Annotated in this window: 28 protein-coding genes, 1 tRNA gene and 1 riboswitch; of the genes, 23 read left to right on the top strand and 6 right to left on the bottom strand. The window is 60.5% G+C overall.

Annotated features, from left to right (window positions below; translation table 11 throughout):
• From allB to B9Z41_RS02215, 4 genes are read right to left on the bottom strand one after another with little or no spacing between them, the layout of a single operon-like run.
• Positions 1-1,461 (bottom strand): allantoinase AllB, encoded by a 1,461-nt coding sequence (gene allB, locus B9Z41_RS02230; RefSeq protein WP_100144539.1) that lies wholly within the window; start codon positions 1,459-1,461, stop codon positions 1-3.
• A 9-nt stretch (positions 1,462-1,470) separates the two neighbouring features.
• On the bottom strand, positions 1,471-2,262 hold the full coding sequence (locus B9Z41_RS02225) for an SDR family NAD(P)-dependent oxidoreductase (protein ID WP_100144537.1): 792 nt from the start codon (positions 2,260-2,262) through the stop codon (positions 1,471-1,473).
• 9 nt (positions 2,263-2,271) lie between these two features.
• Positions 2,272-3,312, bottom strand: coding sequence for an ABC transporter substrate-binding protein (locus tag B9Z41_RS02220; protein WP_100144535.1), 1,041 nt, complete (start codon positions 3,310-3,312; stop codon positions 2,272-2,274).
• 23 nt (positions 3,313-3,335) lie between these two features.
• On the bottom strand, positions 3,336-4,193 hold the full coding sequence (locus tag B9Z41_RS02215) for a cysteine hydrolase family protein (protein WP_100144533.1): 858 nt from the start codon (positions 4,191-4,193) through the stop codon (positions 3,336-3,338).
• 103 nt (positions 4,194-4,296) lie between these two features.
• Here B9Z41_RS02215 and B9Z41_RS02210 point away from each other — a divergent pair, with 103 nt between their 5' ends.
• The 18 genes from B9Z41_RS02210 to B9Z41_RS02125 all read left to right on the top strand — a co-directional run bounded on the left by B9Z41_RS02210 (position 4,297) and on the right by B9Z41_RS02125 (position 20,735).
• On the top strand, positions 4,297-5,238 hold the full coding sequence (locus tag B9Z41_RS02210; RefSeq protein WP_199172912.1) for a LysR family transcriptional regulator: 942 nt from the start codon (positions 4,297-4,299) through the stop codon (positions 5,236-5,238).
• 17 nt (positions 5,239-5,255) lie between these two features.
• Positions 5,256-6,383: a ring-opening amidohydrolase gene (locus B9Z41_RS02205; protein ID WP_100144531.1), complete on the top strand. Its 1,128-nt coding sequence runs from the start codon at positions 5,256-5,258 to the stop codon at positions 6,381-6,383.
• A gap of 59 nt (positions 6,384-6,442) precedes the next feature.
• Positions 6,443-6,673: a DUF433 domain-containing protein gene (locus B9Z41_RS02200; RefSeq protein ID WP_100144529.1), complete on the top strand. Its 231-nt coding sequence runs from the start codon at positions 6,443-6,445 to the stop codon at positions 6,671-6,673.
• Complete coding sequence (locus B9Z41_RS02195) at positions 6,670-7,041, top strand: DUF5615 family PIN-like protein (RefSeq protein WP_199172911.1); 372 nt, start codon at positions 6,670-6,672, stop codon at positions 7,039-7,041. The genes B9Z41_RS02200 and B9Z41_RS02195 overlap by 4 nt, the downstream gene beginning before the upstream one ends.
• Before the next feature lie 119 nt (positions 7,042-7,160).
• A complete protein-coding gene (locus B9Z41_RS02190) occupies positions 7,161-7,952 on the top strand; it encodes a sulfite exporter TauE/SafE family protein (protein ID WP_100144526.1) in 792 nt (263 codons plus the stop codon).
• Between the two features lie 9 nt (positions 7,953-7,961).
• A complete protein-coding gene (locus B9Z41_RS02185; RefSeq protein WP_100144524.1) occupies positions 7,962-9,752 on the top strand; it encodes a nitrite/sulfite reductase in 1,791 nt (596 codons plus the stop codon).
• A 17-nt stretch (positions 9,753-9,769) separates the two neighbouring features.
• Complete coding sequence (locus tag B9Z41_RS02180) at positions 9,770-10,144, top strand: DUF934 domain-containing protein (protein ID WP_100144522.1); 375 nt, start codon at positions 9,770-9,772, stop codon at positions 10,142-10,144.
• Positions 10,145-10,189: 45 nt separating this feature from the next.
• Complete coding sequence (locus B9Z41_RS02175) at positions 10,190-10,945, top strand: phosphoadenylyl-sulfate reductase (RefSeq protein ID WP_100144520.1); 756 nt, start codon at positions 10,190-10,192, stop codon at positions 10,943-10,945.
• Positions 10,946-10,992: 47 nt separating this feature from the next.
• Complete coding sequence (gene cysD / locus B9Z41_RS02170) at positions 10,993-11,943, top strand: sulfate adenylyltransferase subunit CysD (RefSeq protein ID WP_100144518.1); 951 nt, start codon at positions 10,993-10,995, stop codon at positions 11,941-11,943.
• Positions 11,943-13,211 (top strand): sulfate adenylyltransferase subunit 1, encoded by a 1,269-nt coding sequence (locus tag B9Z41_RS02165; protein ID WP_100144516.1) that lies wholly within the window; start codon positions 11,943-11,945, stop codon positions 13,209-13,211. The genes cysD and B9Z41_RS02165 overlap by 1 nt, the downstream gene beginning before the upstream one ends.
• Positions 13,212-13,285: 74 nt before the next feature.
• Positions 13,286-13,612, top strand: coding sequence for a ferredoxin FdxA (gene fdxA / locus B9Z41_RS02160; protein ID WP_100144514.1), 327 nt, complete (start codon positions 13,286-13,288; stop codon positions 13,610-13,612).
• 11 nt (positions 13,613-13,623) lie between these two features.
• A complete protein-coding gene (locus B9Z41_RS02155) occupies positions 13,624-14,655 on the top strand; it encodes an NAD(P)/FAD-dependent oxidoreductase (RefSeq protein ID WP_100144512.1) in 1,032 nt (343 codons plus the stop codon).
• 23 nt (positions 14,656-14,678) lie between these two features.
• A riboswitch (TPP riboswitch) is annotated at positions 14,679-14,781 on the top strand.
• A 70-nt stretch (positions 14,782-14,851) separates the two neighbouring features.
• Positions 14,852-15,937 carry a long-chain fatty acid--CoA ligase gene (locus B9Z41_RS02150; RefSeq protein ID WP_100144510.1) on the top strand — a complete coding sequence of 362 codons (1,086 nt, stop codon included), beginning with the start codon at positions 14,852-14,854 and terminating at the stop codon, positions 15,935-15,937.
• The gene (locus tag B9Z41_RS02145; protein WP_100144508.1) at positions 15,934-17,394 is read left to right on the top strand and encodes an acyl-CoA reductase; all 1,461 of its coding nucleotides are present in this window, start codon (positions 15,934-15,936) and stop codon (positions 17,392-17,394) included. The genes B9Z41_RS02150 and B9Z41_RS02145 overlap by 4 nt, the downstream gene beginning before the upstream one ends.
• Positions 17,384-18,166, top strand: coding sequence for an ABC transporter ATP-binding protein (locus B9Z41_RS02140; protein WP_100144506.1), 783 nt, complete (start codon positions 17,384-17,386; stop codon positions 18,164-18,166). Before B9Z41_RS02145 ends, B9Z41_RS02140 begins: the two co-directional genes overlap by 11 nt.
• Entirely contained in the window at positions 18,166-18,930 is a 765-nt protein-coding gene (locus B9Z41_RS02135) for an ABC transporter permease (protein WP_100144505.1), read from the top strand. Before B9Z41_RS02140 ends, B9Z41_RS02135 begins: the two co-directional genes overlap by 1 nt.
• Before the next feature lie 3 nt (positions 18,931-18,933).
• Positions 18,934-19,956, top strand: coding sequence for an ABC transporter substrate-binding protein (locus B9Z41_RS02130; RefSeq protein WP_100144503.1), 1,023 nt, complete (start codon positions 18,934-18,936; stop codon positions 19,954-19,956).
• The gene (locus B9Z41_RS02125) at positions 19,953-20,735 is read left to right on the top strand and encodes a 3-oxoacyl-ACP reductase (protein WP_100144501.1); all 783 of its coding nucleotides are present in this window, start codon (positions 19,953-19,955) and stop codon (positions 20,733-20,735) included. The genes B9Z41_RS02130 and B9Z41_RS02125 overlap by 4 nt, the downstream gene beginning before the upstream one ends.
• An 8-nt stretch (positions 20,736-20,743) precedes the next feature.
• On the opposite strand, the gene thiD is transcribed toward B9Z41_RS02125, so the two are convergent.
• Positions 20,744-21,595, bottom strand: coding sequence for a bifunctional hydroxymethylpyrimidine kinase/phosphomethylpyrimidine kinase (gene thiD / locus B9Z41_RS02120; protein ID WP_100144499.1), 852 nt, complete (start codon positions 21,593-21,595; stop codon positions 20,744-20,746).
• A 53-nt stretch (positions 21,596-21,648) separates the two neighbouring features.
• Between thiD and B9Z41_RS02115 the strand changes: the two genes are divergently transcribed.
• The 5 genes from B9Z41_RS02115 (at position 21,649) to B9Z41_RS02095 (ending at position 24,761) form a co-directional block, all read left to right on the top strand.
• On the top strand, positions 21,649-22,734 hold the full coding sequence (locus B9Z41_RS02115; protein WP_100144496.1) for an FAD-dependent oxidoreductase: 1,086 nt from the start codon (positions 21,649-21,651) through the stop codon (positions 22,732-22,734).
• Positions 22,727-22,942, top strand: a complete 216-nt coding sequence (thiS, locus tag B9Z41_RS02110) for a sulfur carrier protein ThiS (protein WP_100144494.1) — start codon at positions 22,727-22,729, stop codon at positions 22,940-22,942. Before B9Z41_RS02115 ends, thiS begins: the two co-directional genes overlap by 8 nt.
• A gap of 18 nt (positions 22,943-22,960) precedes the next feature.
• Positions 22,961-23,755, top strand: a complete 795-nt coding sequence (locus tag B9Z41_RS02105) for a thiazole synthase (protein WP_100144492.1) — start codon at positions 22,961-22,963, stop codon at positions 23,753-23,755.
• Positions 23,752-24,648 carry a thiamine phosphate synthase gene (gene thiE, locus B9Z41_RS02100; RefSeq protein ID WP_100144489.1) on the top strand — a complete coding sequence of 299 codons (897 nt, stop codon included), beginning with the start codon at positions 23,752-23,754 and terminating at the stop codon, positions 24,646-24,648. The genes B9Z41_RS02105 and thiE overlap by 4 nt, the downstream gene beginning before the upstream one ends.
• A 37-nt stretch (positions 24,649-24,685) precedes the next feature.
• Positions 24,686-24,761, top strand: a tRNA-Asn gene (locus B9Z41_RS02095).
• Between the two features lie 52 nt (positions 24,762-24,813).
• On the opposite strand, the gene B9Z41_RS02090 is transcribed toward B9Z41_RS02095, so the two are convergent.
• A complete protein-coding gene (locus B9Z41_RS02090) occupies positions 24,814-25,662 on the bottom strand; it encodes an endonuclease (RefSeq protein ID WP_100144487.1) in 849 nt (282 codons plus the stop codon).
• Between the last annotated feature and the right edge of the window lie 184 nt (positions 25,663-25,846).

Raw genomic sequence — 25,846 nt, 5'->3', positions numbered from 1 at the left:
TCAGGTCCCCGTTGGCAAAGCATTGGTGGGCAAGCCCTCGGGCGTGGTGAGGATGGCTTGGGTGTAATGCTCGGTGTTTTTAGGCTGCGGCTTGGGCATGCGTTGCACGCTCTTGACCGATTTGCCCCAACCCGCCGCCTCGCTCACCAAGTGACCATCGCGCATCACAAAGCGGCCACGCACCAGGGTGTGCAAGGGATAGCCCTGCACCGCACGTCCGTTCCATGGCGAAATTTTGCTGATGCTTTGCAACTTGCCTTGCGAGAGCACGCCCGTGCGGTCCATGTCGACCACAGCGATGTCGGCATGCGCACCCGCTGCAATGACGCCCTTGGTGCCGTACAAGCCCCAAGCCTTGGCGGGGTTGACCGAGCTCCAGCGCACATAGTCCATCAAGCTGGCACGCTGGCGGTTGACCTCGGTCAGCATCAAAGGCATTTGGGTTTCCACACCCGGAAAACCGCAGTCGCAGTCCCAAATGTTGGGCCGGGTTTTTTCTTCGGGCGTGTGGGGTGCGTGGTCGGTGGCAATCATGTCGATCACGCCTTCCATCAAGGCGTCCCACAGCGGCTGGTTGTGGCGCTGCTCGCGAATGGGGGGATTGAGCCGCAAGATGCCGCCCAAGCGCAGCATGTCTTGGGTGTTGAGCAACAAATATTGCGGGCAGGTTTCCACCGTCACATCCACCCCGCGACGTTTGGCGTCGCGCAACAAATACAGCGAATCAGCAGCACTGTGGTGCGCAATGTGCAGGCGTGCGCCGGTCCATTCGGCCAGCGTCAACACGCGGCCAATGGCTTCGATTTCACACACCGCCGGGCGTGCGGCCAAATGGGCCAGCGCGTCAATGCGCCCGGCCTTGACCAAGTGGTCTTGTCGGCGCGCCATGATGGACGAGTTCTCGGCATGCACCACCGTGCGAATGCCCAAGGGTGCGAGTTTTTCAAACCCCTCCAGCAATGCGCCATCGGTGGGTGCAGGCAAATTGCCAAAGGTGTTGCCCACAAAGGCCTTGAAGCTGGTGACACCGGCTTCGAGCAATTCGTCCAAACGGTCCAGGGTGTCGTCACCCAGCAAGCCGTGGATGCCAAAGTCCACATACGACGACTCGGCGGCTTTGAGCTTGAGGTTGAGCGCTTCTACCGTGCCGGTGGCCGGTTTGGTGTTGGGCATCTCAAACACGGTGGTCACGCCGCCGCAGGCAGCCGCCGCAGAACCGCTCTTCCAGGTTTCTTTGTTGGGGTAGCCGGGGTCGCGAAAGTGCACATGGCTGTCGATGGCACCGGGCAGCAGGTACAAGCCCTTGGCCGACAGCTCTTGGCGTGCAGGCGGCATGGTGTCGTCGTGGCCCACAGCCACGATGTGCTCACCGGCAATCGCCACCGAGGCTTCGAAGATGTGGTCAGGTGACACCACTTTGGCACCACGGATCACCAGGTCAACGTCGGGTCTCAAGCTCATGGCATCTCCTCACAACATGGCCCAGCCGCCATCGACCGGCAAGTCCACGCCGGTGATCTGACGGGCCAAGTCACTGGCTAAAAACAGACACGCATGCGCAATGTCTTCGTCGGTCGACACACGCTTCATGGCGTAGTCAGCGGCATGGCGCGTCATGGCCTCTTCCAGGCTGATGCCCAGTTTGTCGGCCATGTTGGCGCACACCTTGTCGCGAAAACGCGGGCCATCCACCATGCCGGGCGCCACGCAGTTGACGTTGATGTTGTGCGGCCCAGCTTCCAGCGCAAAGCTTTTGGTGATGCCACGCAAGCCCCACTTCGAGGCCGAATAGGCCATGCGACCAGCGCGCCCTCGCATGCCAAAGGTGCCGCCCACATTGACCACTTTGCCGTAGCGCTGCGCCACCATGCTGGGCAACACCGCGTGCATGGTGTTGAAGCAGCCGGTCATGTTGAGCGCCACAATTTGGTTGAACTCATCGGTGCTGGTTTCCCAACCGGTCTTGCCAATGGGCCCTGAGCCACCGGCCACGTTGACCAAGATGTCGATGCGACCCAACGCAGCCAAGGTCTGTTGGGCCAAGGCTTCGGTTTGCGCGGAGTCGGTCATGTCGCAGGGCTCCACGTGCACGGCCACACCGAGCGCACGGGCCTCTTGTGCCACGGGCTCGATGGCGGCGAGGTCTCGCCCCGCCAAGACCAGCTGTGCGCCCTCTTTGGCAAACGCCAAACTGATGGCACGGCCCATGCCCTTGGCGGGCCCGGTGATCACGGTCACCTTGTTCTTGAGTTGCAAATCCATCGCGTGCTTTCAGAATTTGCTGATCAAGTCAGCACGTGCTGGCAGGTAGCGGCGGTCAAACACCTCTTCCACCGTGGGCGTGCGGGGCAGTTGGTTGGCCTCGACCACCACGCCAATCGAACGCTTCATGCGCTCGGTGTCGATGTCACCCAAGCCGATGCGTGCGATCTCGGGGTGGTTCATCTCTTCTTTGATGGTGGCCATCAAACGTTCTTTCTCTAGATCACGCTTGAGCAAAGGCTCACGGGCCATCAGCGCATCCATGCCCGCTTCAGGGTTGGCCACCACCTCTTTGATGGCGCGGTTGAGCGCTTTGACAAAGCCTTGCACGGCCTTGGGGTTGTCGCGCACAAAACCGCGAGAGAACAGAATCGCGTTGGAGTACAGGTCAATGCCGTGGTTGCCGTAGTTGATGAAGCGCAGGTCTTTGTCGGGGTCTAAGCCGACCAACTTGGCACTGAACCAAATGGTGTTGATGTAGCCAAAAATACCGTCTACCTGACCACGCACCAGCATTTGTTCGCGCAGGTTGGGCGCCATGTTGGAAATGGTGACTTTGCTCGCATCAAACTTAGCGGCTTTGGCCAAGGCGGGGAACAACTTCAAAGCGCCGTCGTTGGCAGGACCACCAATGTTCTTGCCCTCAAAGTCTTTCGGCGTTTTGATGGGGCTGTCTTTTTTGACCGCGATGGTGAAAGGCGGCGTGTTGTAAATCATGTAAACGGCCACTGGGGCTTCGGCGGGACGCTTGGCAGCAAAGTCGATCAAAGCATTCATGTCGCCAAAGCCTGCGTTGTAGGCACCGGCAGCGATCTTGGCCACTGGCGCAGACGAGCCCTCGCCTTGGTCGATCTCCACATCCAAACCTTCGGCTTTGAAATAGCCTTTGTCTTGCGCCAAAAAAAACCAGGCTTGTGGGCCTTGGTACTTCCAGTTGAGCACCATCTTAATTTTGGTTTGCGCCAAGGCCGCAGGCGTCACGCTCAGGGCCATCACAGCCAGCAGGCCCGACAGCACGGTGGCCAATTTGGGTTTGAAAGTCAAAGTCATCAACAACTCCTTCAGGTTAAAAGTCAGACAGATTTACGGCGTTTAGATTTGGCCGAGGCAGAAGAAGGCTTGAGCTTGGCCAACCCTTCCAGCAAGGTGGTGGTATTGGAGACAAAGCCATGCAGCTGTTGGACCACGTAAAGAATGGCGCGGCTCACATAGCTGGGCGAGACGGTGCTGCACACGTCTTCGAGCAACACGCAGTCGTAGCCCAAAAAATTGGCGTCTTGCAAGGTCGAGAACACACAGCGGTCGGTGTTGACGCCAGCAAACAGCAAGGTGGTGGCCCCTTGCAAGCGCAGCACGCTGTCGAGTTCGGAATCCCAAAACCCCGACAAGCGGTGTTTGAACACCACCATGTCTTCGGGCAACACGGGCAAGGCATCAATCACTGCGGCCCCCCAGGTGCCGGGCACCAACGAAGGCCCATGGTCTTCGGGTGAATGTTCGGCATAGCCCACACCGTCTGGTGTGCGCTTGGCTTTGAACTGCATGGTGGGGCCGAGGTTCAGGCGGTCGGGGCGTACGCCCCAGTTCAGCCACAACACCTTGCCGCCTGCTTCGCGCCACGGCCCCAGCAGCGCGTTGAGCGGGGCCACCGGGCGATGCAGCGCTTTCAGGCTCAAGCCCCTTTGACCAAACCAACCTTTGGGATGGCAAAAGTCGTTTTGCATGTCCACCACGATCAACACGGTTCGCACCACATCGATCTCAATGCACTGTGGCTGTGCGTCTAAGCGCACGCTTTTAGCGCGCAGCTGTGGACGAACAAAGCTGACGCGCTCGGCGTTGACATCCCACCGATGCAAGGCGGAGGGTCCATAGGAGGTGCTGGCACTGGGCGGCGAGGCCTGGGTTGTGGAGGCGTTGGTGCGTTTCATGCCCTGTGTGTACGCACGTGACGTGCCAGAAGACGTTGCCTATAAATGTTTTTTAACGTCTTACCCGGTGCTTAAAAAGCAACGCACATGGCCTTGTTATTGCATGACACAACAACCCAAGCCCACACCTGCCATGAACCACTTGCGCTTTTTGAACTACATCGACGAGATTGCCCGTGCTGGCTCGATCCGGCAAGCGGCCGAACGTTTGCATGTGGTGGCCTCCAGCGTGAACCGGCGCTTGCTCGACTTTGAAGAAGAGCTGGGCACCCCCATCTTCGAGAGACTGCCGCACGGCATGCGGCTCACCGCTGCGGGCGAGCTGTTCATCAACTACATCCGCAGCCACCGATCGGCTTTGGACCAAACCCGTTCGCACATTGAAGAACTCAAGGGGCTTCGACGGGGGCAGATTCGCTTGTTGGTCAGCCAAGGCGTGGCGGTGAGCTTTTTGCCGCGTGCCATTGCTTTGTTTCAACAGACCCATCCCATGGTCGAATTCCATGTGCTGGTGTTGGACCATGTGCAAGCCCTCAACGCCTTACGCAACTACCAAGCCGATTTGGCCTTGGTGTTGAACCTGCCCGATGAAGCAGACATCGAACGTCTGCTGGTGTTGCCCCAGCCCTTGAAGCTGATGCTGCACCGCAGCCATCCCTTGGCCAGTCAACGCGAAGTGCGTCTGCGCGATGCCTTCAATTACCCCGTGGTCCTACCCGACGCGGATTTTGGTGCTAGACGCCTGTTGCAGCGCTACCTCAAGCGCAGCAGCTTGACGCTGGCACCCGTCATCACCAGCAACAGCTTTGAATTTTTGCGTGGCTGCTTGCACCACAACCAGATGGTGAGCTTTCAGTTCGAAATCGGCTCGCAAGACGAAGGCGGCCAGTTGGCCGTGCGCGACATTGCAGAACGTGGTTTTCCCAGTGGCGAGCTGGTGCTGGCGCGTTTGCGCGGGCGGCAACTCGAAGTCATCACCAACGTCTGGGTCGAAGCCTTGCAGAAACAGCTGCAAAAACCCAGAGCCCATATACACAAAGCTTGATATCGGAGAAACCTCACATGCCACAACAAATCGTCACTGTGCAGCGCGTGCTGTGCCAAGGCCCGTCCGATCTGTCGGGCGTGCAGCAATTGGTTGACCAGGGCTTGCTGGACCCGCGCCACATCGTCGCGGTGATGGGCAAGACCGAAGGCAACGGCTGCGTCAACGACCACACGCGCGACTTTGCCAGCATGGCTTGGTGCCATTGGCTGGCACCACATCTGGGGTGCAGTCCTGAAGAAGCCCACCAGCGCGTGGCCTTGGTGATGTCTGGCGGCACCGAAGGCGTGCTGTCGCCGCACTTCACTGTTTTCTCACGCCAATGGGTGGGCGCACAAGCGCCCTCACCCACCCCCCGCTTGGTGGTGGGCGTGGCCCAAACCCGTGACTTTGCACCATGGGAGATGGGGCGCATGGCCCAAATCCAGGCCACCGCGCAAGCGGTCAAAGCCGCCATGCAAGAAGCGCAGATTGAACAAGCAGCCGATGTGCACTTTGTGCAAATCAAATGCCCCCTGTTGACCATGGACAAAATTCGCGCCGCACAACAACAAGGCCACGACACGGTCACCCATGACACCTACGAGTCGATGGGCTATTCACGCGCGGCCTCGGCCCTGGGCGTTGCGCTGGCCCTGGGTGAGATCACGCCAACACAACTCAGCGACGAAGCCGTGATGCGCGACATGTCGCTGTATTCGTCCACGGCCTCGGCCTCTTCGGGCATTGAGCTGGAGAACAACGTGGTGGTGGTGCTGGGCATGTCACGCGCGGGCCAATCCAACTTGGCCATCGCCCACACCGTGATGCAAGACGCCATCGACGCTCGCTCGGTGACTCAGATGCTGCACGCCTGCGGTTTGCTGAACACGTCTGACACCACGGGGGCCGAACCCACGCAACTGGTCAACCTGCTGGCCAAAGCCGAAGCTGCACCCAGCGGCAAAATTCGCGGCACGCGTCACACCATGCTCGACGACTCTGACATCAACGCCACCCGCCATGCGCGGGCCGCCGTGGGCGGTGTGCTGGCCAGCCTGACCGGGCAAACCGCACTTTACGTATCAGGCGGTGCAGAACACCAAGGGCCTGCGGGCGGGGGGCCGGTGTGTGTGATTTACCAGCCGGGCGAACTTTGCGGCTAGGTCATAATTCATATTGGCTTGCGTGATCACTCGGTAATTTTTACAAGAAAGATCAGAACATGAATCGCTTTGACCGCATCACCGTTAACCCCGCAGTCATCAACGGGCAGCCCTGCATACGAGGCATGCGTTTGACCGTCAAACGAGTGCTTGAGGCCGTGGCTTTGTACCCCGACCGGAGCGAGTTACACCGTGAATACCCAGAGCTCGAAGCCGATGACATTCTTCAGGCATTGGACTTTGCTGCCTGCAACCTCGATGACCGAGTCATTCCTATCGAAGTTGCATGATCAAAATTCTGCTTGATCAAGGTTTGCCGCGAACCTTAGCAACTCTTTTACGTGAAATTGGCTGGGACGTTCAACATGTCAGTGAACGCGGCATGTCCAAGGCGCAAGACATCGCAATCATTGCCCTAGCGCAAAAGGAGCAGCGCATGGTGGTGACTCTGGACGCAGACTTCCATGCCCATCTGGCGGTGTCAGAGGCCATCGGCCCATCCGTATTGCGCATTCGCATGGAAGGGCAAAAGGCGGAACATCTTGCCCCTCTCATCATCAACGTGCTTTCAATAGCCAAGGATGAAATCAACCAGGGAGCGATGATCACACTGGCTAAAGGCAAAGTTCACATCAAACTTTTACCTATCTCAAAGTGAGGCCCATCGTTGAACCTAACGAGTTCGACCGCCTTGCCCAGTCCTTTATGCCGCATAGGCATATATGCCCAACAAACAAATCGTTTGATTTGACCTAAGGGGCGATTACAGTCCCGGCCATGCAAGATTTTGGCTTTGTGTTTGCTGGCTTTTTTGTCGGTGTGATCGTCGGTTTGACGGGGGTGGGCGGCGGCTCGCTGATGACACCGTTGCTGATCTTTTTCTTTGGCGTCAAGCCTTACCTGGCCGTGGGCACCGACTTGCTGTTTGCCGCTTTCACCAAGGCGGGCGGAACACTCAGCATGGCGCGTCAGCGCTTGGTACCTTGGCGTGTGGTGTTGTCGCTGTGCGCGGGCAGCTTGCCGGCGTCGGGCTTGACCTTGTGGGTGTTACACACCGTGGGGCCGTCTGACCCAGCGGTGCAACATGTGATGACCTTTACACTCGGCGTCGCGCTGCTGTTGACCGCCTGCGCCATGCTCTACAAAGCCATTCGCGGCAAGCAGGCACCCGCCAGCGTTGCAGAACTCAATTTGTCTGAAGCCACCCTGCCACGTCACTGGGCCTTGCCCGTGTTGTTTGGTGCGGTGATTGGCACCTTGGTCACGCTCACCTCGGTGGGGGCTGGGGCCATTGGCGTGACGGTGCTGATGATCCTGTACCCGCAACTGCCCCTGTCGCGCATCATCGCGGCAGACATTGCCTACGCCGTGCCTTTGACCTTGATGGCAGGCTTGGGCCACGCCTCACTGGGGTCTGTGGACTGGTCGCTGCTGTCGCTGTTGCTGGCGGGTTCTTTGCCCGGCATTTGGGTCGGTTCGCGTCTGGTGCACAAAACACCCGAGCGCGTGATCCGTTCGATTCTTTCTGTGTTGCTGGCCTGGGCCGGCAGCAAACTGGTTTTAGCCTGATTTTTCAAGATGTACCAATACACCGAATTTGACCGAGAGTTTGTCCAAGCACGCGCTGCGCAGTACCGCGACCAACTCACCCGCAACCTGGCCGGCACCTTGGGCGACGACGAGTTTCGCCCGCTGCGTTTGCAAAACGGCTGGTACATCCAGCGCTACGCGCCCATGCTGCGCGTGGCCGTGCCATACGGTGAACTCAACAGCGCCCAGTTGCGCGTGCTGGCCACCATCGCCCGCGACTATGACGCCCCCTCGCCTGAACTGCTGGCTCAGGCACAAGCCACGCAAGACAAGATTGGGCACATTGCCGCCCCGAGGCTGACCACGCACTACGCCCACTTCACCACCCGCCAGAACGTGCAGTTCAACTGGATTCCGCTGGAGAAAAGTGCCGATGTGATGGAGCTCTTGGCGAGCGTCAACCTGCACGGCATTCAAACCAGCGGCAACTGCATTCGCAACATCACCAGCGACGAGCGCGCCGGCATTGCGGTGGACGAAGCGGTGGACCCACGCCCTTACGCCGAAGTGCTGCGCCAATGGAGCACCTTGCACCCCGAGTTCGCCTACCTGCCACGCAAGTTCAAGATCGCCATCACGGGCGCCATCGAAGACCGTGCTGCCATTGCTTGGCACGACATTGGCCTGCGCGTGCTGCGCAACGCCAAAGGCGAGGTGGGTTTTCAGGTGTTCGTGGGTGGCGGCATGGGCCGCACGCCGGTGATTGGCACCGAAATTCGTGCCTTCTTGCCCTGGAACCAAATCATCAACTACCTCGAAGCCGTGGTGCGTGTCTACAACGGCTGGGGCCGTCGTGACAACATCTACAAAGCCCGCATCAAAATTTTGGTCAAAGCCGAAGGCCAGCGTTACTTTGACGAGGTGGAGGCCGAGTACCAGCGCATCTTGGCCAACGGCGCGCACCACACCATTCCCCAAGCCGAGTTGGACCGCGTCAGCGCCTGCTTTGTCGCACCGGTGTTGACACAGTGCAGTGCCTCGGACGCCGAAGCGCGCATTGCCCGCATCTTGAAAGCAGCCGCCGAAGACGATGTGGAATTTGGTCGCTGGATCGAGCGCAATGTGGCCGCCCACAAAAACCCGGACATGCGCGCCGTGACCCTGTCGTTCAAGCGCTTGGGCCAAGCCCCTGGCGACGCTACGGCAGACCAACTCAAGCTGGCCGCAGACTTGGCCGACAAATACAGCGCCGGTGAAGTGCGCGTCACGCACGACCAAAACCTGCTGCTGCCTTGGGTGGGTTGCGACCAGCTGCCCGAGTTGTGGCGCGAAGCGCGCAAGGCAGGCTTTGCCCGCCCCAACATCCACTTGCTCAGCGACATGATTGCTTGCCCCGGTGGCGACTACTGCGCGTTAGCCAACGCCCGTTCGCTGCCCATTGCAGCCGCCATCACAGAGCGTTACCAAGACCTCGACGAGTTGTTTGACCTGGGCGAGATTGACCTGCACATCAGCGGCTGCATCAACTCATGCGGCCACCACCACAGCGGCCACATTGGCATCTTGGGCGTCGACAAAGATGGCCAAGAGTGGTACCAAGTCACCTTGGGTGGCTCGGACGGCTCCACCCTCAGCGGTGCAGCCAAGGCTGGCAAGGTGGTCGGCCCATCGTTTGCCGCCGATGAAGTGGTGGACGTGATTGAAGCCGTGCTGGAGGTCTACAAAGACCAACGCACAGCGGGCGAAACCTTCACCGATGCGCTGCAACGCGTGGGCTTTGATGCCTTCAAAAACGCCGCCAATGCGGCCCGTCACGCCACCGCGCGCGCCACTGCCTGATCTGTTGAGCACACCCCATGACCCTGCAACTCATTACTTCCACTGCCCATGCCGACGAGACGGCGGGCCTCGTGTTGGCCAACGATGCCGATGCCCACAGCGTGCCCTTGGATGGCGTGACACGCATTGACTTGAACTTCCCCAAGTTCACCGATGGCCGCGCTTTCAGCCAAGCGTTTGTGCTGCGCCGCCGTGGTTACAAGGGTGATATTCGCGCCCACGGCGATGTGCTGATTGACCAACTGCTGCAAATGCAACGCAGTGGTTTTTCCAGCGCCGTGCTGCGTGCCGACCAAGACGCCGCGCATGGCCACACCTTGCTGGGCCACTACAAAGGCTTCTACCAAGGCGATGCGGTGCATGCCGCGCCGCATTTTGCTGACGCCGATTGAGGCACACCCACAACACCCCCGCACCCCACTGAGCCGCGCATCCCCATGAGCACTTCCTCTCTTCTTTCTTCACAAGGCGCCACCAAAGCGACCGTGATGAACGCCCGCGCCAGCGACGACTACGCGGCCAAACTGGCTGATACACAAGCCTTGCTGAAACAAGCCGCTGCTGAGTTTTCGCCTGTCACCCAAGCCTCCAGCCTGGGGGCTGAGGACGTGGTCATCACCCACCTCATCAACAGCTTGCGGCTGGACATTCCTGTGTTTGTATTGCAAACCGGCGCGCTGCACACCGAAACCTTGGCCTTGCTCGAGCGCACTGAAGCCAACTCGCATGCCCCCATCCACGTGTACAAGCCTGCGCACGAGTCGGTCATGACCTTTGTACGCACACATGGTCAAGACGCGATGTACCGAAGCATTGAGCTGCGCAAAGAATGCTGCGGCATTCGCAAGATGGAGCCTCTGGCACGCGCCCTGCAAGGCCAACGCGCCTGGATCACGGGCCTGCGCAAAGAGCAATCCAATGCCCGCGCCGACGTGCCCCTGCGCGATGACAGCGAAGTGGCCAGCAAAGGCTTGAGCAAATTCAACCCCTTGGCCCAGTGGACTTGGGGCGACGTGTGGCACTACATCGCCACCCAAGGAGTGGACTACAACCCGTTGCACGACCAGTTCTATCCCAGCATTGGCTGCGCACCCTGCACCCGCGCCATCGCCATGGGCGAAGACTTCCGCGCCGGTCGTTGGTGGTGGGAGGACGAGGCTGCCAAAGAGTGTGGCTTGCATGTGAAGTCTTAACCCACACACCACTGAAGCACACCGAACAAGATTCACCGAGAGTTTGTATGAACGCCAGAACCCACAACGAGTTGCACAGCCTGAGCAACGCCCACCTCGATGCGCTGGAAGAGGAAACCATCTTCATCTTGCGTGAAGTTGCCGCCGCTTTTGAGCGCCCCACCTTGCTGTTTTCGGGTGGCAAAGATTCGCTCGTCATGCTCAAGTGCGCCGAGAAAGCCTTTGGAGGAAAAACCAGCCCCTCCGGTAGCGGCCGCATCCCCTACCCGCTGTTGATGATCGACACCGGGCACAACTTCCAAGAAGTCACCGACTTCCGCGACTCACGCGCCCAAGAACTCGGGGCCGAGCTGATCGTGCGCAGCGTGGAAGACTCGATGAAGCGTGGCACCGTGCGCCTGGCCCACCCAGGTGAGAGCCGCAACGTGCACCAGTCGGTCACCTTGCTCGAAGCGATTGAAGAATTCCGCTTTGACGCGCTGATTGGTGGTGCGCGCCGCGACGAAGAAAAAGCCCGCGCCAAAGAGCGCATCTTCAGCCACCGTGACAGCTTTGGCCAGTGGCAACCCAAGGCGCAACGGCCTGAGTTGTGGACCTTGTTCAACACCCGCTTGCAGCCTGGCGAACACTTTCGCGTATTCCCCATCTCCAACTGGACCGAACTCGATGTGTGGCAATACATCGCCCGCGAAAAAATCGCCCTGCCCTCGATCTACTACACCCACAAGCGCGAGGTGGTCGACCGCCGTGGCCTGCTGGTGCCCGTGACCGAACTCACCCCGCCCAAAGACGGCGAGCAAGTGCAAGTGCGCGATGTGCGTTTTCGCACCGTGGGCGACATCACCTGCACCTGCCCGGTGGAGAGCACGGCCGCCACGCCAGAGCAAATCGTGATCGAAACCTTGGCCGCTGACGTCAGCGAGCGCGGCGCGACACGCATGGACGACAAAACTTCAGACGCTTCAATGGAAAAGCGCAAAAAAGACGGGTATTTCTAATGAGCAACGACACACATTTTTCGGCCCTCAAATTCATCACCTGCGGGTCGGTGGACGACGGCAAAAGCACCTTGATTGGCCGCTTGTTGGTGGATACAAAGGCCGTGCTGCAAGACCACTTGGCAGGCGTGCAGCGTGCCGGTGAAACCGACCTCGCCCTCTTAACCGATGGTCTGAGTGCGGAACGTGAACAAGGCATCACCATCGACGTGGCCTACCGCTACTTCAACACCGAACACCGCAAGTTCATCATCGGCGACGCTCCCGGTCACGAGCAGTACACCCGCAACATGGTGACTGCAGCCTCCAGCGCCGATGCTGCGGTGGTGTTGGTCGACGCCACCAAACTCGACTGGCGCAATGCCGAGTTGGAGTTGTTGCCACAAACCCGTCGTCACTCATTGCTGGTCAACCTGCTGCGCGTGCCCTCGGTGGTGTTTGCCATCAACAAACTCGATGCGGTAGAAGACGCCACCTTGGCCTACCAGCACATTGCCGCAGCGCTCAAGCAGTTCGCCCAGGCCGCAGGCATCACCATCACGGCCTTGGTGCCCGTCTCGGCCCTCAAAGGCTGGAATGTGGTGGACTCGCAAGCCGATTGGTGCGGCTACAACGGCCCCAGCCTGTTGAGCATTTTGGAAGGCTTGCCCGTCACCCCCGCTGAAACCGAGGTGGCTTTCAGCTTCCCTGTGCAATGGGTGGAAAAGTTCCACGACTCCAACGTGACGACCCAAGGTCGACGCGTGTTCTGGGGCCGTGTGGCCACCGGCAGCGTGGCACCTGGCGACACGGTCAAAGTCTTCCCCAGCGGCCAAACCGCTGTGGTGTCGCAAGTTCTGTCTGCCACCCGCGAGCCGCAAAACAAAGCCGCAGGTCACAGTGCGGGCATCGTGCTGGACCGCGAAGTGGATGTGTCACGCGGTGACTGGTTGCTGTCGGCTGAGCATGCTCCCGAAGCCCAGCGCCAACTCAACACCACCATCGCCTGGATGGATGACGAGCCTTTGGTGGCCGGTCGTGTGTATTGGGCGCTGCATGGCCACCGTTGGGTCAAGGCCAAAGTGCAGCGCGTGGTGCACCGCCTGGATGTGAACACCCTGGCAGAAGAAGAGGCCACCGAGCTGGCACCCAACAGCATTGGCCACGTGACCTTGGCCCTGCAAGAGCCTTTGGTGACCCTGCCCTTTGCCCAGTCACGCATCTTGGGTGCCTTGGTCTTGGTGGACACCGCCAGCCATAAAACCTCAGGCGCCGTGCTGGTGAACTGAACCGTTTAAAATCAAAGGCTTCAGCGCTCAGGCCCTCGCCTTTGAGTGCCTACCTCTTTACCGATTGAATTGTCATGACGCACGTTGTCACCGAATCTTGTATCCGTTGTAAGTACACCGACTGTGTGGACGTTTGTCCTGTCGACTGCTTCCGCGAAGGCCCCAATTTCTTGACCATCGACCCCGATGAGTGCATCGACTGCGCGGTGTGCATTCCTGAGTGCCCCGTCAATGCCATCTACGCCGAAGAAGACGTGCCCGATGGTCAACAGCACATGACAAAACTCAATGCCGAGCTGTCACAAATCGGCTGGCCCAGCATCACCAAGCGCAAGGCACCTCTGCCTGACGCCGACGACTGGAAAGACCGCACCGGCAAGCTGGCCGAGTTGCAACGCTGATTGACACCCCCATGATCGAGACCGACGCCGTCATTGTGGGTGCCGGCCCCGTCGGCCTCTTTCAAGCCTTTCAGCTGGGGCTGCAAGACATCCGCTGCCACCTCATCGACGCACTGCCCTACGTAGGCGGCCAGTGCGCTGAGCTGTACGCAGACAAACCGATTTACGACATCCCGGGCTTGCCGTTTTGCACCGGGCGCGAACTGGTCGAGCGTTTGCAACAGCAAATCCGCCCCTTTGCCCCCCACTTCCACCTGCACCAAGAAGTCAGCCAAGTGGCGCAACGGCCCGATGGCCGCATCGACGTGTACACCTCGGCACAGCAACACTTTGTGTGCAAAACCTTGTTCATTGCGGCGGGTGTGGGTGCGTTCCAACCGCGCAAGCTCAACCTGGAGGGTGCTGCTGAGCTGGAAGGTCGCCACATCCACTACCACCTGAGCGAGACCACGCCGTTGGCAGACCAGCATGTGTGGGTGCTGGGTGGAGAAGCCCAAGCCGTGGATGCGGCCGTGCAACTGAGCCAGGCCACCGACCACGCCCCTGCAAGCGTCACCCTGATCCACCGCCGCGATGTGTTTCAAGCCGAACCTCAAGCGCTGAGTGCCATGCGCGAAGCCGTGGCCGCTGGCCGCTTGCAGTTGCAAATTGGGCAGATCACCGCCTTGCAAAGCGCCAACCAACACTTGCAATCGGTGCAGGTGGCCACCCCCGAAGGTGAGACCCTGGAGCAGACCGCGCAACAGTTGGTGATGTGCTGGGGCCTGTCACCCAAGCTCGGGCCCGTGGCTCATTGGGGCCTAGAGATGGCGCGCAAGCAATTGGTGGTGAACACCGAAAACTTTGCCACCTCGGTGCCCGGCATTTTTGCGGTGGGTGACATCAACACCTACCCGGGTAAGAAAAAACTCATCCTGTGTGGTTTTCACGAAGCCACCTTGGCCGCCTTTGGTGCCGCCGACATCGTGCACCCCAACCGCAAAACCTTGTTGCAATACACCACCACCTCGAGCGAGCTGCACCGCTTGCTGGGTGTGTCGTAGAATTCATTTCGCGTTCTAAGTAACGCATCCGCTGGGGGTGTTGGTGTCTCGACAGACATCGACTGAGAAAGTCCCTTTGAACCTGATTGAGGTAATCCTCGCGCAGGGAAGCTTGTCAAAAGAACCGGTACAGGGACACCTGCCTCTCCACTGCCGATTCCCCGTCAGCCCCCTGCTTGTTGCAAGTGAAACACAGATGGCCTCTGACGCGTCCACGATTCCTGCTGACTTGCTGAACTTCTTCGCTTTGCCCGAGGTGAGCGACGACGACTTCAATGCCATGGCGCTGCGTCTGTTTGCCCATCAGGTGCAGCACAACCTGCCCTTCCAGCGCTTTTGCCAGCTGCGCGGCAAGACGCCACGCACCGTCAAACACTGGCATGACATTCCGGCTGTGCCGATCAACGCCTTCAAAGACCTCACGCTCAGCTGTGTACCGCCAGACACCTGCGCACGCGTGTTCATGACCAGTGGCACCACGCGTGGCGATGTCAAAGGCCGCCACCATCACCCTGCTCTCGAGGTGTACGACAGCTCGATGCGCCTGAACTTTGCGCAGCATGTCATGCAAGGACAAGAGCGCATCCGCATGGGCATTTTGTTTCCCGACGAAGTGGCATTGCCCCATTCGTCGCTGGCCCACTACCTGCAACTGGCCCTCACGCACTTTGGCACGGCAGACAGCGGCTACTTGATGGGCGCGCAAGGCTTGGCCATTGCTGGGCTGACCGCCGCGCTACAACAGGCACAAGACACAGCACAGCCATTTGCCTTGCTCGGTGCGAGCTACAGCCTGGTGCATGCCATGGACGCCCTGGCGGCCCTGGGCCAATCCTTCCAGTTGCCCGCAGGCAGTTGGCTGTTTGACACCGGGGGCTTCAAAGGCCAGTCGCGCGAGATTGAGATGGATGCGTTTTACGACCAGCTCTCAGCCACTTTTGGTGTGCCACGCACGCATTGCCTCAACATGTACGGCATGACCGAACTCAGCACCCAGTTCTACGACCGGGGCAATGCCACGGTGCCATCGGTCAAACGCGGGCCTCATTGGATTCGCTCGCGTGTGATCGACCCGATCAGCGGACGCGAGATGCCACGCGGCGAGCGCGGCATCTTGGTCCACACCGATTTGGGCAACTACAACGCCGTGACCACCATCCTCACCGAAGACGTGGGCGTGGCTACCGACGACGGCTTTGTGCTGCTGGGCCGCGCCCAGGGTGTGCAAGCCAAAGGCTGCTCGCTGGCCGTGGAAGACTTTTTGAAAGCCGCACGAGCATGAGCACGGTCAGCTTCAAAGCGGGCTACCTGCCGGGACTGTCTGACGCCGAAGTGCACTGGCACGCGCTGCACTTTGGCACGCCTGAGCACCCGCTGACGGTGCAGGTGCCGCAACTCAAGCCCGCGCAAATGACCGCCTTGGCCACGCGTGTGCGCGAAGCCAGCCGCACGCAGTTGCAACACGGGCCGGTGTCTGACATGGTGGCCGTGATCGACCGTGCCGTGGCGCGTTTGCTCGATGCCAACGACCCTTACCGGCAACAACTCGACACCTTGTTGCCACGTGTCACGGGCTTGGATGCCGAGATGGTGCGCATCCACCTCAGCGCCTACTTGCAGACCTTTCGAGCCCTGCAACTGCAACGCTTTGTGGTGGAAGACTTTGCCAACCCGCTGTTGCTGGATGCGTTTCAACCCCGCGTGGGTGGCGGCTGGAGCAAAGCCTATGGCCCCGAACTGATCGCCCATGTGTGGGCGGGCAATGTGCCGGGCTTGCCCATGTGGAGCCTGTTGTCGGGCCTGCTGGTCAAAGCGGGCTCGGTGGGCAAAGTCGCCAGCGCCGAGCCGGTGTTTGCCAGCGTGTTGGCGCGTGTGCTGGTGGCGGTGGAACCGCGCTTGGCCGACTGCCTGGCTGTGGTGTGGTGGCCTGGCAGCGATGCAGCGCAAGCGGCCCCCTTGTTTGCACAAGCCGAGGTGGTGCTGGCCTATGGTGGTAACACTGCCTTGCAGGCCATGCAAGCACATGCGCCTGTGACCGCACGCTTTTTGCCGCACGGCCACAAGCTGAGTTTTGGCATGGTGTCCCGTGCAGCGCTGTCACTGCGCCGTGCCAAGGCCACCGCGGCGCTGGCCGCGCTGGACGTGGCGCGCTACGAGCAGCAAGGGTGCTACTCGCCGCAAATGTTTTATGTGCAACGTGGTGCCCAGGTCAGCCCGCACGAGTTTGCGCAGAGCCTGGCCAGCGAGCTGGCCGCCTTGAGCCACAAGTTTGTGCGCCGCACTCTGTCGTTGGAAGAGGCCGCAAGCGTGGCCGCTTGGCGCGAGTCCCACGAATTCGCCATGGTCAACCACCCCGAGACCCAGGTGCTGGGCGACGCCACCCAGGCCTGGGCGGTGGTCTACTGCGACGCGCCCACACCCCTGCAACCCGGCCCCTTGAACCGCTGTGTGTTGGTGGTGGGTGTGGACACACTGGACGAAGTGGCCGAGCTGGCCCGCGCCCAACGCGACTACCTGCAAACCGTGGGGCTGGCAGCAGCGCCTGAAGAACTGCTGCGCCTCGGTGAGTCATTGGCGCAAGCGGGTGTGACGCGCATCTGCGCCATAGGCGCCATGACCGCACCCGCTGCGGGTTGGCACCACGACGGACGCTTCAGCCTGCTCGATCTGGTGCGCATGGTGGACATCGAAGCGTCCACCGAAGCGGCTGCCGAGAACTTCACAGCCTATGCGCCCTGACACCCTGCCCCCACAACCCGCCTTGCGCCTGCACGCGTTGCGCCTGCACGCGTTGCGCTTCGCCTACGCCACGGGCGGCGAAGCCGTGCGGGGCGTGAGCTTGGACATCGCACCCGGCAGCGTGCACTGCTTGGTCGGGCGCAGCGGCTGCGGCAAAACCAGCGTGCTCAAACTCGCGGCGGGCTTGCTAACTCCCCAACACGGCCAGGTGGTATGCCACGGTCAAAGCGTGAACGGGCCGAGGGCCGACGTGGGTTTTGTGTTCCAACGCCCCACCCTGCTGGAGTGGCTCAACGTGCTGGATAACGTGTTGTTGCCCGTCTCGCTGCAACGCCAGGTGCGCAGCAGCGACCGCGACCAGGCCACACACCTGCTCACGCGCATGGGCTTGGGCGATCACGGGCAGCACAACCCACTGGCCTTGTCGGGTGGGCAGCAAAGCCGGGTGGCCTTGGCGCGTGCCCTGATGGGCGAGCCGACAATTTTGTGCATGGACGAGCCGTTTGCCGCGCTCGACGCCATCACCCGCGAAGAACTGCAACACGACTTGCTCGCGTTGTGCGCCCAGCAAGGCACCACGGTGCTGTTTGTCACCCACGACATGGCCGAGGCGGTGTACCTGGGCGACCAGGTGACCGTGATGCACCAAGGGCAAATGGATCACACGCTGCGCATTGACTTGCCTCGGCCACGTGCCCATGGCTTGCGTCACAGCGCCGAATTCAATGCCGTGTGTGCCCAGTTGCGCCAGCGCATGGACGAGGGGCTGTGATGCGCCACACACGCCTGCTGTCTGTGATGTTGGGTCTGCTGTGCCTGGGCCTGTGGGAGCTGGCGGTGCAACAACTCGCCACCTCGGCTTTGGTGTTGCCGGCCCCCACTGTGATCGCCTCATCCTTGTGGCGGGGTTTGGGCAACGGCTATCTCTGGCCCCATGTGCTGCAAACCTTGAGCGAGGTCGGCTTGGGGCTGCTGCTCGGCGGCACGCTGGGGTTTGCGGGCGGCGTGGCCTTGGGTGAGTCGGCCCGTTTGCGTGGCGTGTTGATGCCCTATGTGGTGCTGAGCCAAGTGGTGCCCAAACTCGCGCTGGCGCCGCTGTTCATTGTGTGGTTTGGTTTTGGCACCTTGCCCACGGTGGTGATGACCGCTCTGATTTGCTTTTTCCCGCTGCTTGAAAACACCGCCACCTGCATGCAGCAAGTCGATGCACAACGGCTGGAGCTGTTTCGCATGCTGCGTGCCACGCCCTGGCAAACCTTGTGGCGTTTGAAAATTCCAGCGGGCCTGCCCCACATCATGGCCGGCTTGCGCGTCGCGGTGGTGCTGGCCTGGGTGGGCGCGGTGGTGGGCGAATTCATTGGCGGCAGCAAAGGCCTGGGGGCCTTGATCATTGCGGCCCAAGGCTCGATGGACACACCCTTGATGTTTGCCGTGCTGGTGCTCATCACCGTGCTGGGCCTCTTGAGTTACAGCGGCGTTCAAGCGCTTGAACGCCGGTTTTCACCTTTCCCTTCTTCAACCTCTTCGAAAGTTTGACGCATGACCTCTCTTGCCCGCCGCGCAGCCCTGATTTTTGCGCGTACCACGTTGTTCACTGCCCTGGTTGCCGGTGCCTTGCCGCTGAGCAGCCTTGCGCAATCTAGCCCCAAGACCGACAAAGTGGTGGTGGCGGGCTGGAGCAAACCCATCACCGAAATCACCAACCTGCTGGTGGAAGAAGACAAGGGCTTTTTCAAAGCCCGTGGCATTGAACTCGCCTACGTGCCCGGTGCCGGTGGCGGTGACGCGCTGCGCAACATCTTGAGCGGCCAGGCCGACATCGCCTTCACCGACCCAGGCTCCTTCTTCGCTGCGCTCGACAAGGGCGAGAAGCTGCGCGCCATCTACGACATTTATCCGCAGAACGTGTTCAACGTGGTGTCACTCAAGTCCCAAAACATCACCAAACCGGCGGACCTCAAAGGCAAGCGCATTGGGGTGTACAGCCTCGCCAGCGGCACCCGGCAAAACCTGCAAGTGCTGTTGCACCAAGCCGGTTTGAGTGAGTCTGACGTGACCGTGGTGGTGACGGGCTTGTTGAACTTTGCGCCGCTGATGCAAGGCCAAGTTGACGCCACCGCCGCCACCGACACCGGCTTGCTGATGGGCAAACAAAAAGGCCTGGGGGATGTCAACGTGATGGAGGTGAAAAATTACGTGAACATCTCCAGCGACTTCTTTGTGGTGCGCGAAGACACCTACGCCCAAAAGAAAGATGCGCTGAAACGCTTTTTGCAGGCCTACCAAGACAGCGCAGAGTGGATGATGCGCTCGCCCCAAGAAGCGGCCAAGCTGGCGGTGAAGGTGGCGATTGACGGACAAAACGAAGCCATCAACTTGGAGGTCATCAAGTTGCGTAACGCGTCCAGCGTGTCCACCACCACCGCACAGCGCGGCTTGGGAGCCTTCGACTTGGCCGCGCTGCAAAAAGGCGCGCAAGCCTACAAAGCGTTTGGTGTGATTCAACGCGACATCAAGGTCAGCGACGTGGTCAGCCAAGACCTGTTGCCCGGCAAAAAATGAGCACGTCCAGCGCACGCTTTGATGGCCAAGTGGTCTTGGTCACCGGGGCCAGCCGGGGCATCGGTGCGGCCATTGCCAAAGCCTTTGCGCGCGAAGGCGCGCTGGTGTTGGTGAACTACCTGCACAACGAAGCCGCCGCCCAAGAAGTGGTCAGCGCTTGCGAGCAAGCGGGCGGCCATGCCTGGGCCTTGCAAGCCGATGTGCGCGCGCCTGAGGCCGTGCAAGCCATGGTGGCCCAAGCGGTGGCCGAAACCGGGCGCATTGATGCGGTGGTGAACAACGCCTTCAGCCCCTACGCGTTTGACCCCGAACACCGCCAGCGTTTTTGGGAAGTGCCCTGGAGTGCCTACCAAGGCCAGTTCGACGGCGCGGTGCAAGCCGCCTACCACGTGTGCCAAGCGGTATTGCCCCACATGCGTCAACGGGCCAGCGGCAGCATCGTCAACCTGGTGAGCGACCTGGTGCAACGCCCCAGCATTGCGTACCACGACTACACCACCGCCAAGTCGGCGTTGGTGGGCTTCAGCCGCAACTTGGCCACTGAGCTAGGGCCTTTGGGCATTCGGGTCAACTGCGTGGCACCTGGCCTGGTGAGCCCCACGGCGTCGAGTCAGCACACCAAGGAAGCTGTCAAAGACGTGCTGGTGGCACAGACCCCCCTGGGACGCTTGGCCACGCCGGACGATGTGGCGGGCCCCGTGCTGTTTTTGGCCTCCGACTGGAGCCGCTTCATGACCGGGCAAGTGCTGGTGGTGGACGGCGGGTTGGTGATGGCATGAGCCGAGCGTCAGCGCCGCACGTGCATGGCCACGGGCGCAAAGCCGTGGTTGAGTGGCCCGTGGCCGTGGCCCGTGGTGACCGCTGCGCCGTGCTCGATGGCGCCCAAGATAAAGCGGCGTGCCAGCGTGACGGCCTGCGCCAAGTCGTGCCCCAAGGCCAGATGTGCAGCAATGGCCGACGACAAGGTGCAGCCCGTGCCATGCACATTGCGACTGGCAATGCGGCGCGACGCCAACCGTTGCGACGCGATGCCAGGTTGTGCCAGCAGGTCCACCACCTCGTCACCGGGCAAATGCCCGCCTTTGAGCAACACCGCGCGTGCGCCTTGGGCCAACAGATCTTGTGCGGCTGCTTCAAGCGCGTCTGCGTTGGCAATGTCGTGCCCCAGCAGCAAAGCGGCTTCGTCCAAATTGGGCGTGATCAAGCGCGCACGCGGGAACAGCTCGCGCACCAGCACCTGCACGGTCTCGCTGGCAATCAACCGGTCACCACTGGTGGCCACCATCACGGGGTCGAGCACCACGTTGTTGAGTTGGTAATGGTCAATGGCCCATGCCACCACGTCAACGATGGCGGGCGCGTGCAGCATGCCGATCTTGACGGCATCGACGCCAATGTCTTCCACCACCGACTGGATTTGCGCCTTCAAAAACTCAGCCGGTATGCCATGGATGCCCTGCACGCCCACGGTGTTTTGTGCGGTCAGCGCCGTGATGGCGCTCATGCCATAGCAGCCCAGGGCGGCAAAGGTTTTGAGGTCGGCCTGAATGCCCGCGCCGCCGCCGCTGTCCGAACCGGCAATCGTGAGAACGCGTGCGTAATGCAAGGGCGATGGAGAGGTAGAAGTGATGCTGCTCATGCGTTGAATTATCCGCAACTCGCTTCAGGTATTTTTCAGAAAGACAGAGATCAATGAGTTCACCACAACACAGCGTGGTTCTGGGGGCGGGCCTGATGGGCCGCTTGTTGGCACACAGCTTGGCACGACGCGGTCACCGGGTGGAAGTGCACGAAGCCCTGGGCCCCGATGCCCAAGGCGCAGCGGCCCGTGTGGCCGCGGCCATGTTGGCACCGCTGGCCGAATCGGCCATCACCGAACTGCCGGTGGTGCGCATGGGCCAGCACGCGCTGACGCGCTGGCCTGAATTGATTGGGCAGTTAGAGCAACCGGTGTTTTTTCAACAAAACGGCACCTTGATCGTGTGGCACCGCCAAGACGCTGGCGAAGCCCAACGCTTTGAACAACTGCTGGCGCGCACCCACACCCAACTGCCCAGTCTGCCCGCATCGCAAAGCCTGGACACACCGTCACTGGCGGCCTGCGAGCCCGCGTTGGATGGACGCTTTCAACGCGCCTTGTATTTGCCTGAGGAAGGCCAACTCGACAACCGCCAGTTGCTGGCGGCCTTGTTAGACAGCCTGCACACACACGGCGTGGCGCTGCACTGGCAAAGCCCCAAGTCACCCAGCGACTTTGCACCGGGCACGCCCGGTCAACCCGATTGGGTGTTTGATTGCCGTGGCTTGGGCGCACGCAGCGACTGGACACAGCTGCGCGGTGTGCGCGGCGAGGTGGTGCGCCTGCATGCACCCGAGGTCATGCTGCTGCGACCCACGCGCTTGATTCACCCGCGATACCCGATCTACATCGCGCCCAAAGAAGACCATGTGTTTGTGATTGGGGCCACCGAAATTGAAACCGAAGACCTGTCACCCGCCAGCGTGCGCTCGACCCTGGAGCTGCTGAGCGCGGCCTACACCGTGCACAGTGGCTTTGCAGAGGCACGCATTTTGGAAATCAACACCCAAGCGCGCCCCACGCTGGCCGACAACCTGCCTGCGGTGCGCTGCTTGAGCCCGCGCTGCGTGCAACTCAACGGCTTGTACCGCCACGGCTTTTTGATAGCACCGGCCATGCTCGACGTGGCGCTGGAATGGGTGGAGCACCAGAGCACTGAGCTTGCGGCAAAATTTGCATTGAAGTTTGAACATGTCTGAAACCACCACCATCCGGGTGCTGATCAACCAAGCCCCACACGATCTGAGCGTAGGTGCCACATTGGCCGATGCGGTGCAACACGCGGGCATTCAACCGCCGTTTGCCGCCGCCGTGAACCTGCAATTTGTGCCACGTACCCAATATGCCCAACACAGCTTGAACGACAACGACCAGATTGAATTGATCGCGCCCATCACGGGCGGTTGATCGCAACCCCACCACACCATGCCTCACTCGACCTCTCTCACGCTCTACGGCGAAACCTTTGCCAGCCGCTTGCTGCTGGGCACCTCGCGCTACCCCTCACCCAGCGTGTTGCTGGCTGCCATTGAGCGCGCTAAGCCAGCCATGCTGACCGCCTCCTTGCGCCGACAAACTGGCAGCGGTGGCGAAGCCTCGCAAAGTTTTTGGAACCTGCTGCGCCAAGCGGGTGTGCCGGTGTTGCCCAACACCGCGGGTTGCCACAGCCTGCAAGAAGCCATCACCACCGCCGAGATGGCACGCGAAGTGTTTGAAACCGACTGGATCAAGTTGGAGCTGATCGGTGACGACTACACCTTGCAACCCGACACGCTGAACTTGCCCGAAGCCGCCAGCCGTTTGATCAAGGCCGGCTTCAAGGTGCTGCCCTACTGCACCGAAGACCTGGTGCTGTGCCAACGCTTGGTCGATGTGGGCTGCCAAGCCGTGATGCCCTGGGCCGCACCCATTGGCACCGGCAAGGGCCCCGTCAACCCCACCGCCCTGCGCACACTGCGTGAGCGGCTGGATGTGCCGCTCATCGTGGATGCTGGGCTGGGCTTGCCTTCGCACGCCTGCCAGGTGATGGAATGGGGCTACGACGCGGTGTTGCTCAACACCGCCGTGGCCCTGGCCCAAGACCCGGTGCGCATGGCCGGCGCATTTGCCGATGCGGTAGATGCCGGGCACAGCGCCTATGTGGCAGGCGCTATGCAAGCGCAAGACAGCGCCCAACCCAGCACCCCCGTGTTGGGCACACCGTTTTGGCACCAAGCATGAACGCACACGACATCGCTAACGCCATTGCGCAACAACATGCCCACATGCTGGCCGGTGAGCCGCAAAGCCATGCACAAGCACCGTCGGACAACACCTTAACGCCCGAGATGGCAGGCGTACTGCAAGGCTGCCGCATGCTGGGCTTTTTAGAACACGACGCGCAATGCGTGATGCAAGCCTGGCAACAACAAAGCCTGCGTCTGGGTGGTTTTGATGTGAGCGCATGGCCTGTACACCCCGCAGACTTTGGCATCGCCCCCGCGCCCAGAGACCACGCGTTTGCGCCCTGCCCGCACGCCTTGGGTTTGTACGCCGTGCTGCCCGATGCGCAGTGGGTGGGCCGCATGGCACGTGCCGGTGTGCCCACCGTACAACTGCGCTTCAAGTCAGACGATGCCGCCGCCATTGCGCGTGAAGTGCACGCCGCCGTGGCCGCCGTGCAAGGCACCCAAGCCTTGCTGTTCATCAACGACCACTGGCAAGCGGCCATTGATGCGGGTGCCTACGGCGTGCATCTGGGCCAAGAAGACATGGCCGATGCACCCCTGCAAACCATCCGCGGCGCAGGCCTGCGTTTGGGCCTGAGCACCCACGGCTACGCCGAGATGCTGCGCGCTGATGCGGTGTCGCCCAGCTACATCGCCTTGGGTGCGGTGTTTCCCACCACCTTGAAGCGCATGGCCACCGCACCGCAAGGCATGGGACGCTTGCAAGCCTATGCCCGCTTGATGCAGCAGCACCCGCTGGTGGCCATTGGCGGCATTAACGAATCGCGCCTGTCTGCGGTGTTGCAAACCGGTGTGGGTTCGGTGGCCATGGTGCGCGCCATCACCGATGCGCCAGACCCACAAGCCCGCGCGCAAGGTTTTATAAAAATCATGCAGTCGGTCTAGAAAAACGCCAAAAAACGCTTTATAATTTCGGTCTTATTCCTCGATAGCTCAGTCGGTAGAGCGCCGGACTGTTAATCCGTAGGTCCCTGGTTCGAGCCCAGGTCGAGGAGCCAAAAAAAGAACCCCTCTTGCAGCAATGCAAGAGGGGTTTTTCTTTTTGTGGCGTCATGGCTCAACTGCTTCAACTTTCACCTTTTTGAGCATGATGGGCTTGACCAGTATCTTGTAGCTGTCCAGATCAAAGTCATGTTGTGGATGCGCCTTTAACATACGCGCTGGCCCAGCTTTTGAGCATTGCGTACCCAGGTAGCACCAGTTGTTGACTCTGTGTCTTTGCACCCAACCATCCCTCTCTTCGACGAGATCAACAGGACCACCAAACGGCCAGACCTCCACCTGTGAATCAACCAACGCTGACAAAAGTCTTTGATCGTGGGTGTGTCGATCTTCTTTGCCCACACAAGCACCTAAGCAGGTTTTGATTTGCCAACCGAAGCACCCTCGCTGAGACGTCTTCTCCAAACCCAGAACCGATAGACACAACAGATGTTGCTGTGCCAGGTCTTTTAACTTTGCATTCGCGGAGTGAGCCGATGAGAACAATCCATAAAGCTCAGGCGTTGATCCAAGGTGGACTGACTTGCTGTCAACGATCTCAGGTACGACCCCTTGGGCTGTTTGATTCACGCGAATGGCGCACAGCGTTTTGATTCGTCGCAGGCGCTGATTGAACAGTGGACTTTGCTCTTTGATCATGCGGGACTCAAGCAATAAGGCCCCGATATCCCCGGCTGTCTCGATGAAGTCGATCCTGCGTGTCTGAGCCACCATGCTGGCTTCGTCTGGCGCCCTGAGGTGACTCATCACCCGACTACGAATATCCACACTTTTTCCAATGTACAGGGGCAACGTGCCCTCGCCTTTGAAGATGTAAACGCCCGAGGTGCGAGGTAACGCGGCAAGACTGGTTGAATCAATCTTGTGTGCAACAACAGTTGGATCGGCAATTGCCATAGGTCAACACAACTTACAGGTCATTGATTCGACCAATTGTTGCGAACAAATCACTCATTGGGCACAGGCTCTTGAGGCTCGGCCGAGTTGTCAACGTTGCTGACATCCGCTGAGGCTGTGAAACACATTTTTTGGCCATCCCATTGTTGACCGCACCAGCAAAGGCCTTCATCGTTGATGATGC

Source organism: Limnohabitans sp. JirII-31 (genome assembly GCF_002778315.1).
GTDB lineage: Bacteria > Pseudomonadota > Gammaproteobacteria > Burkholderiales > Burkholderiaceae_C > Limnohabitans.
Note: the sequence above shows the minus strand (reverse complement) of the source record. Positions and strands in the feature narration are given on the sequence as shown.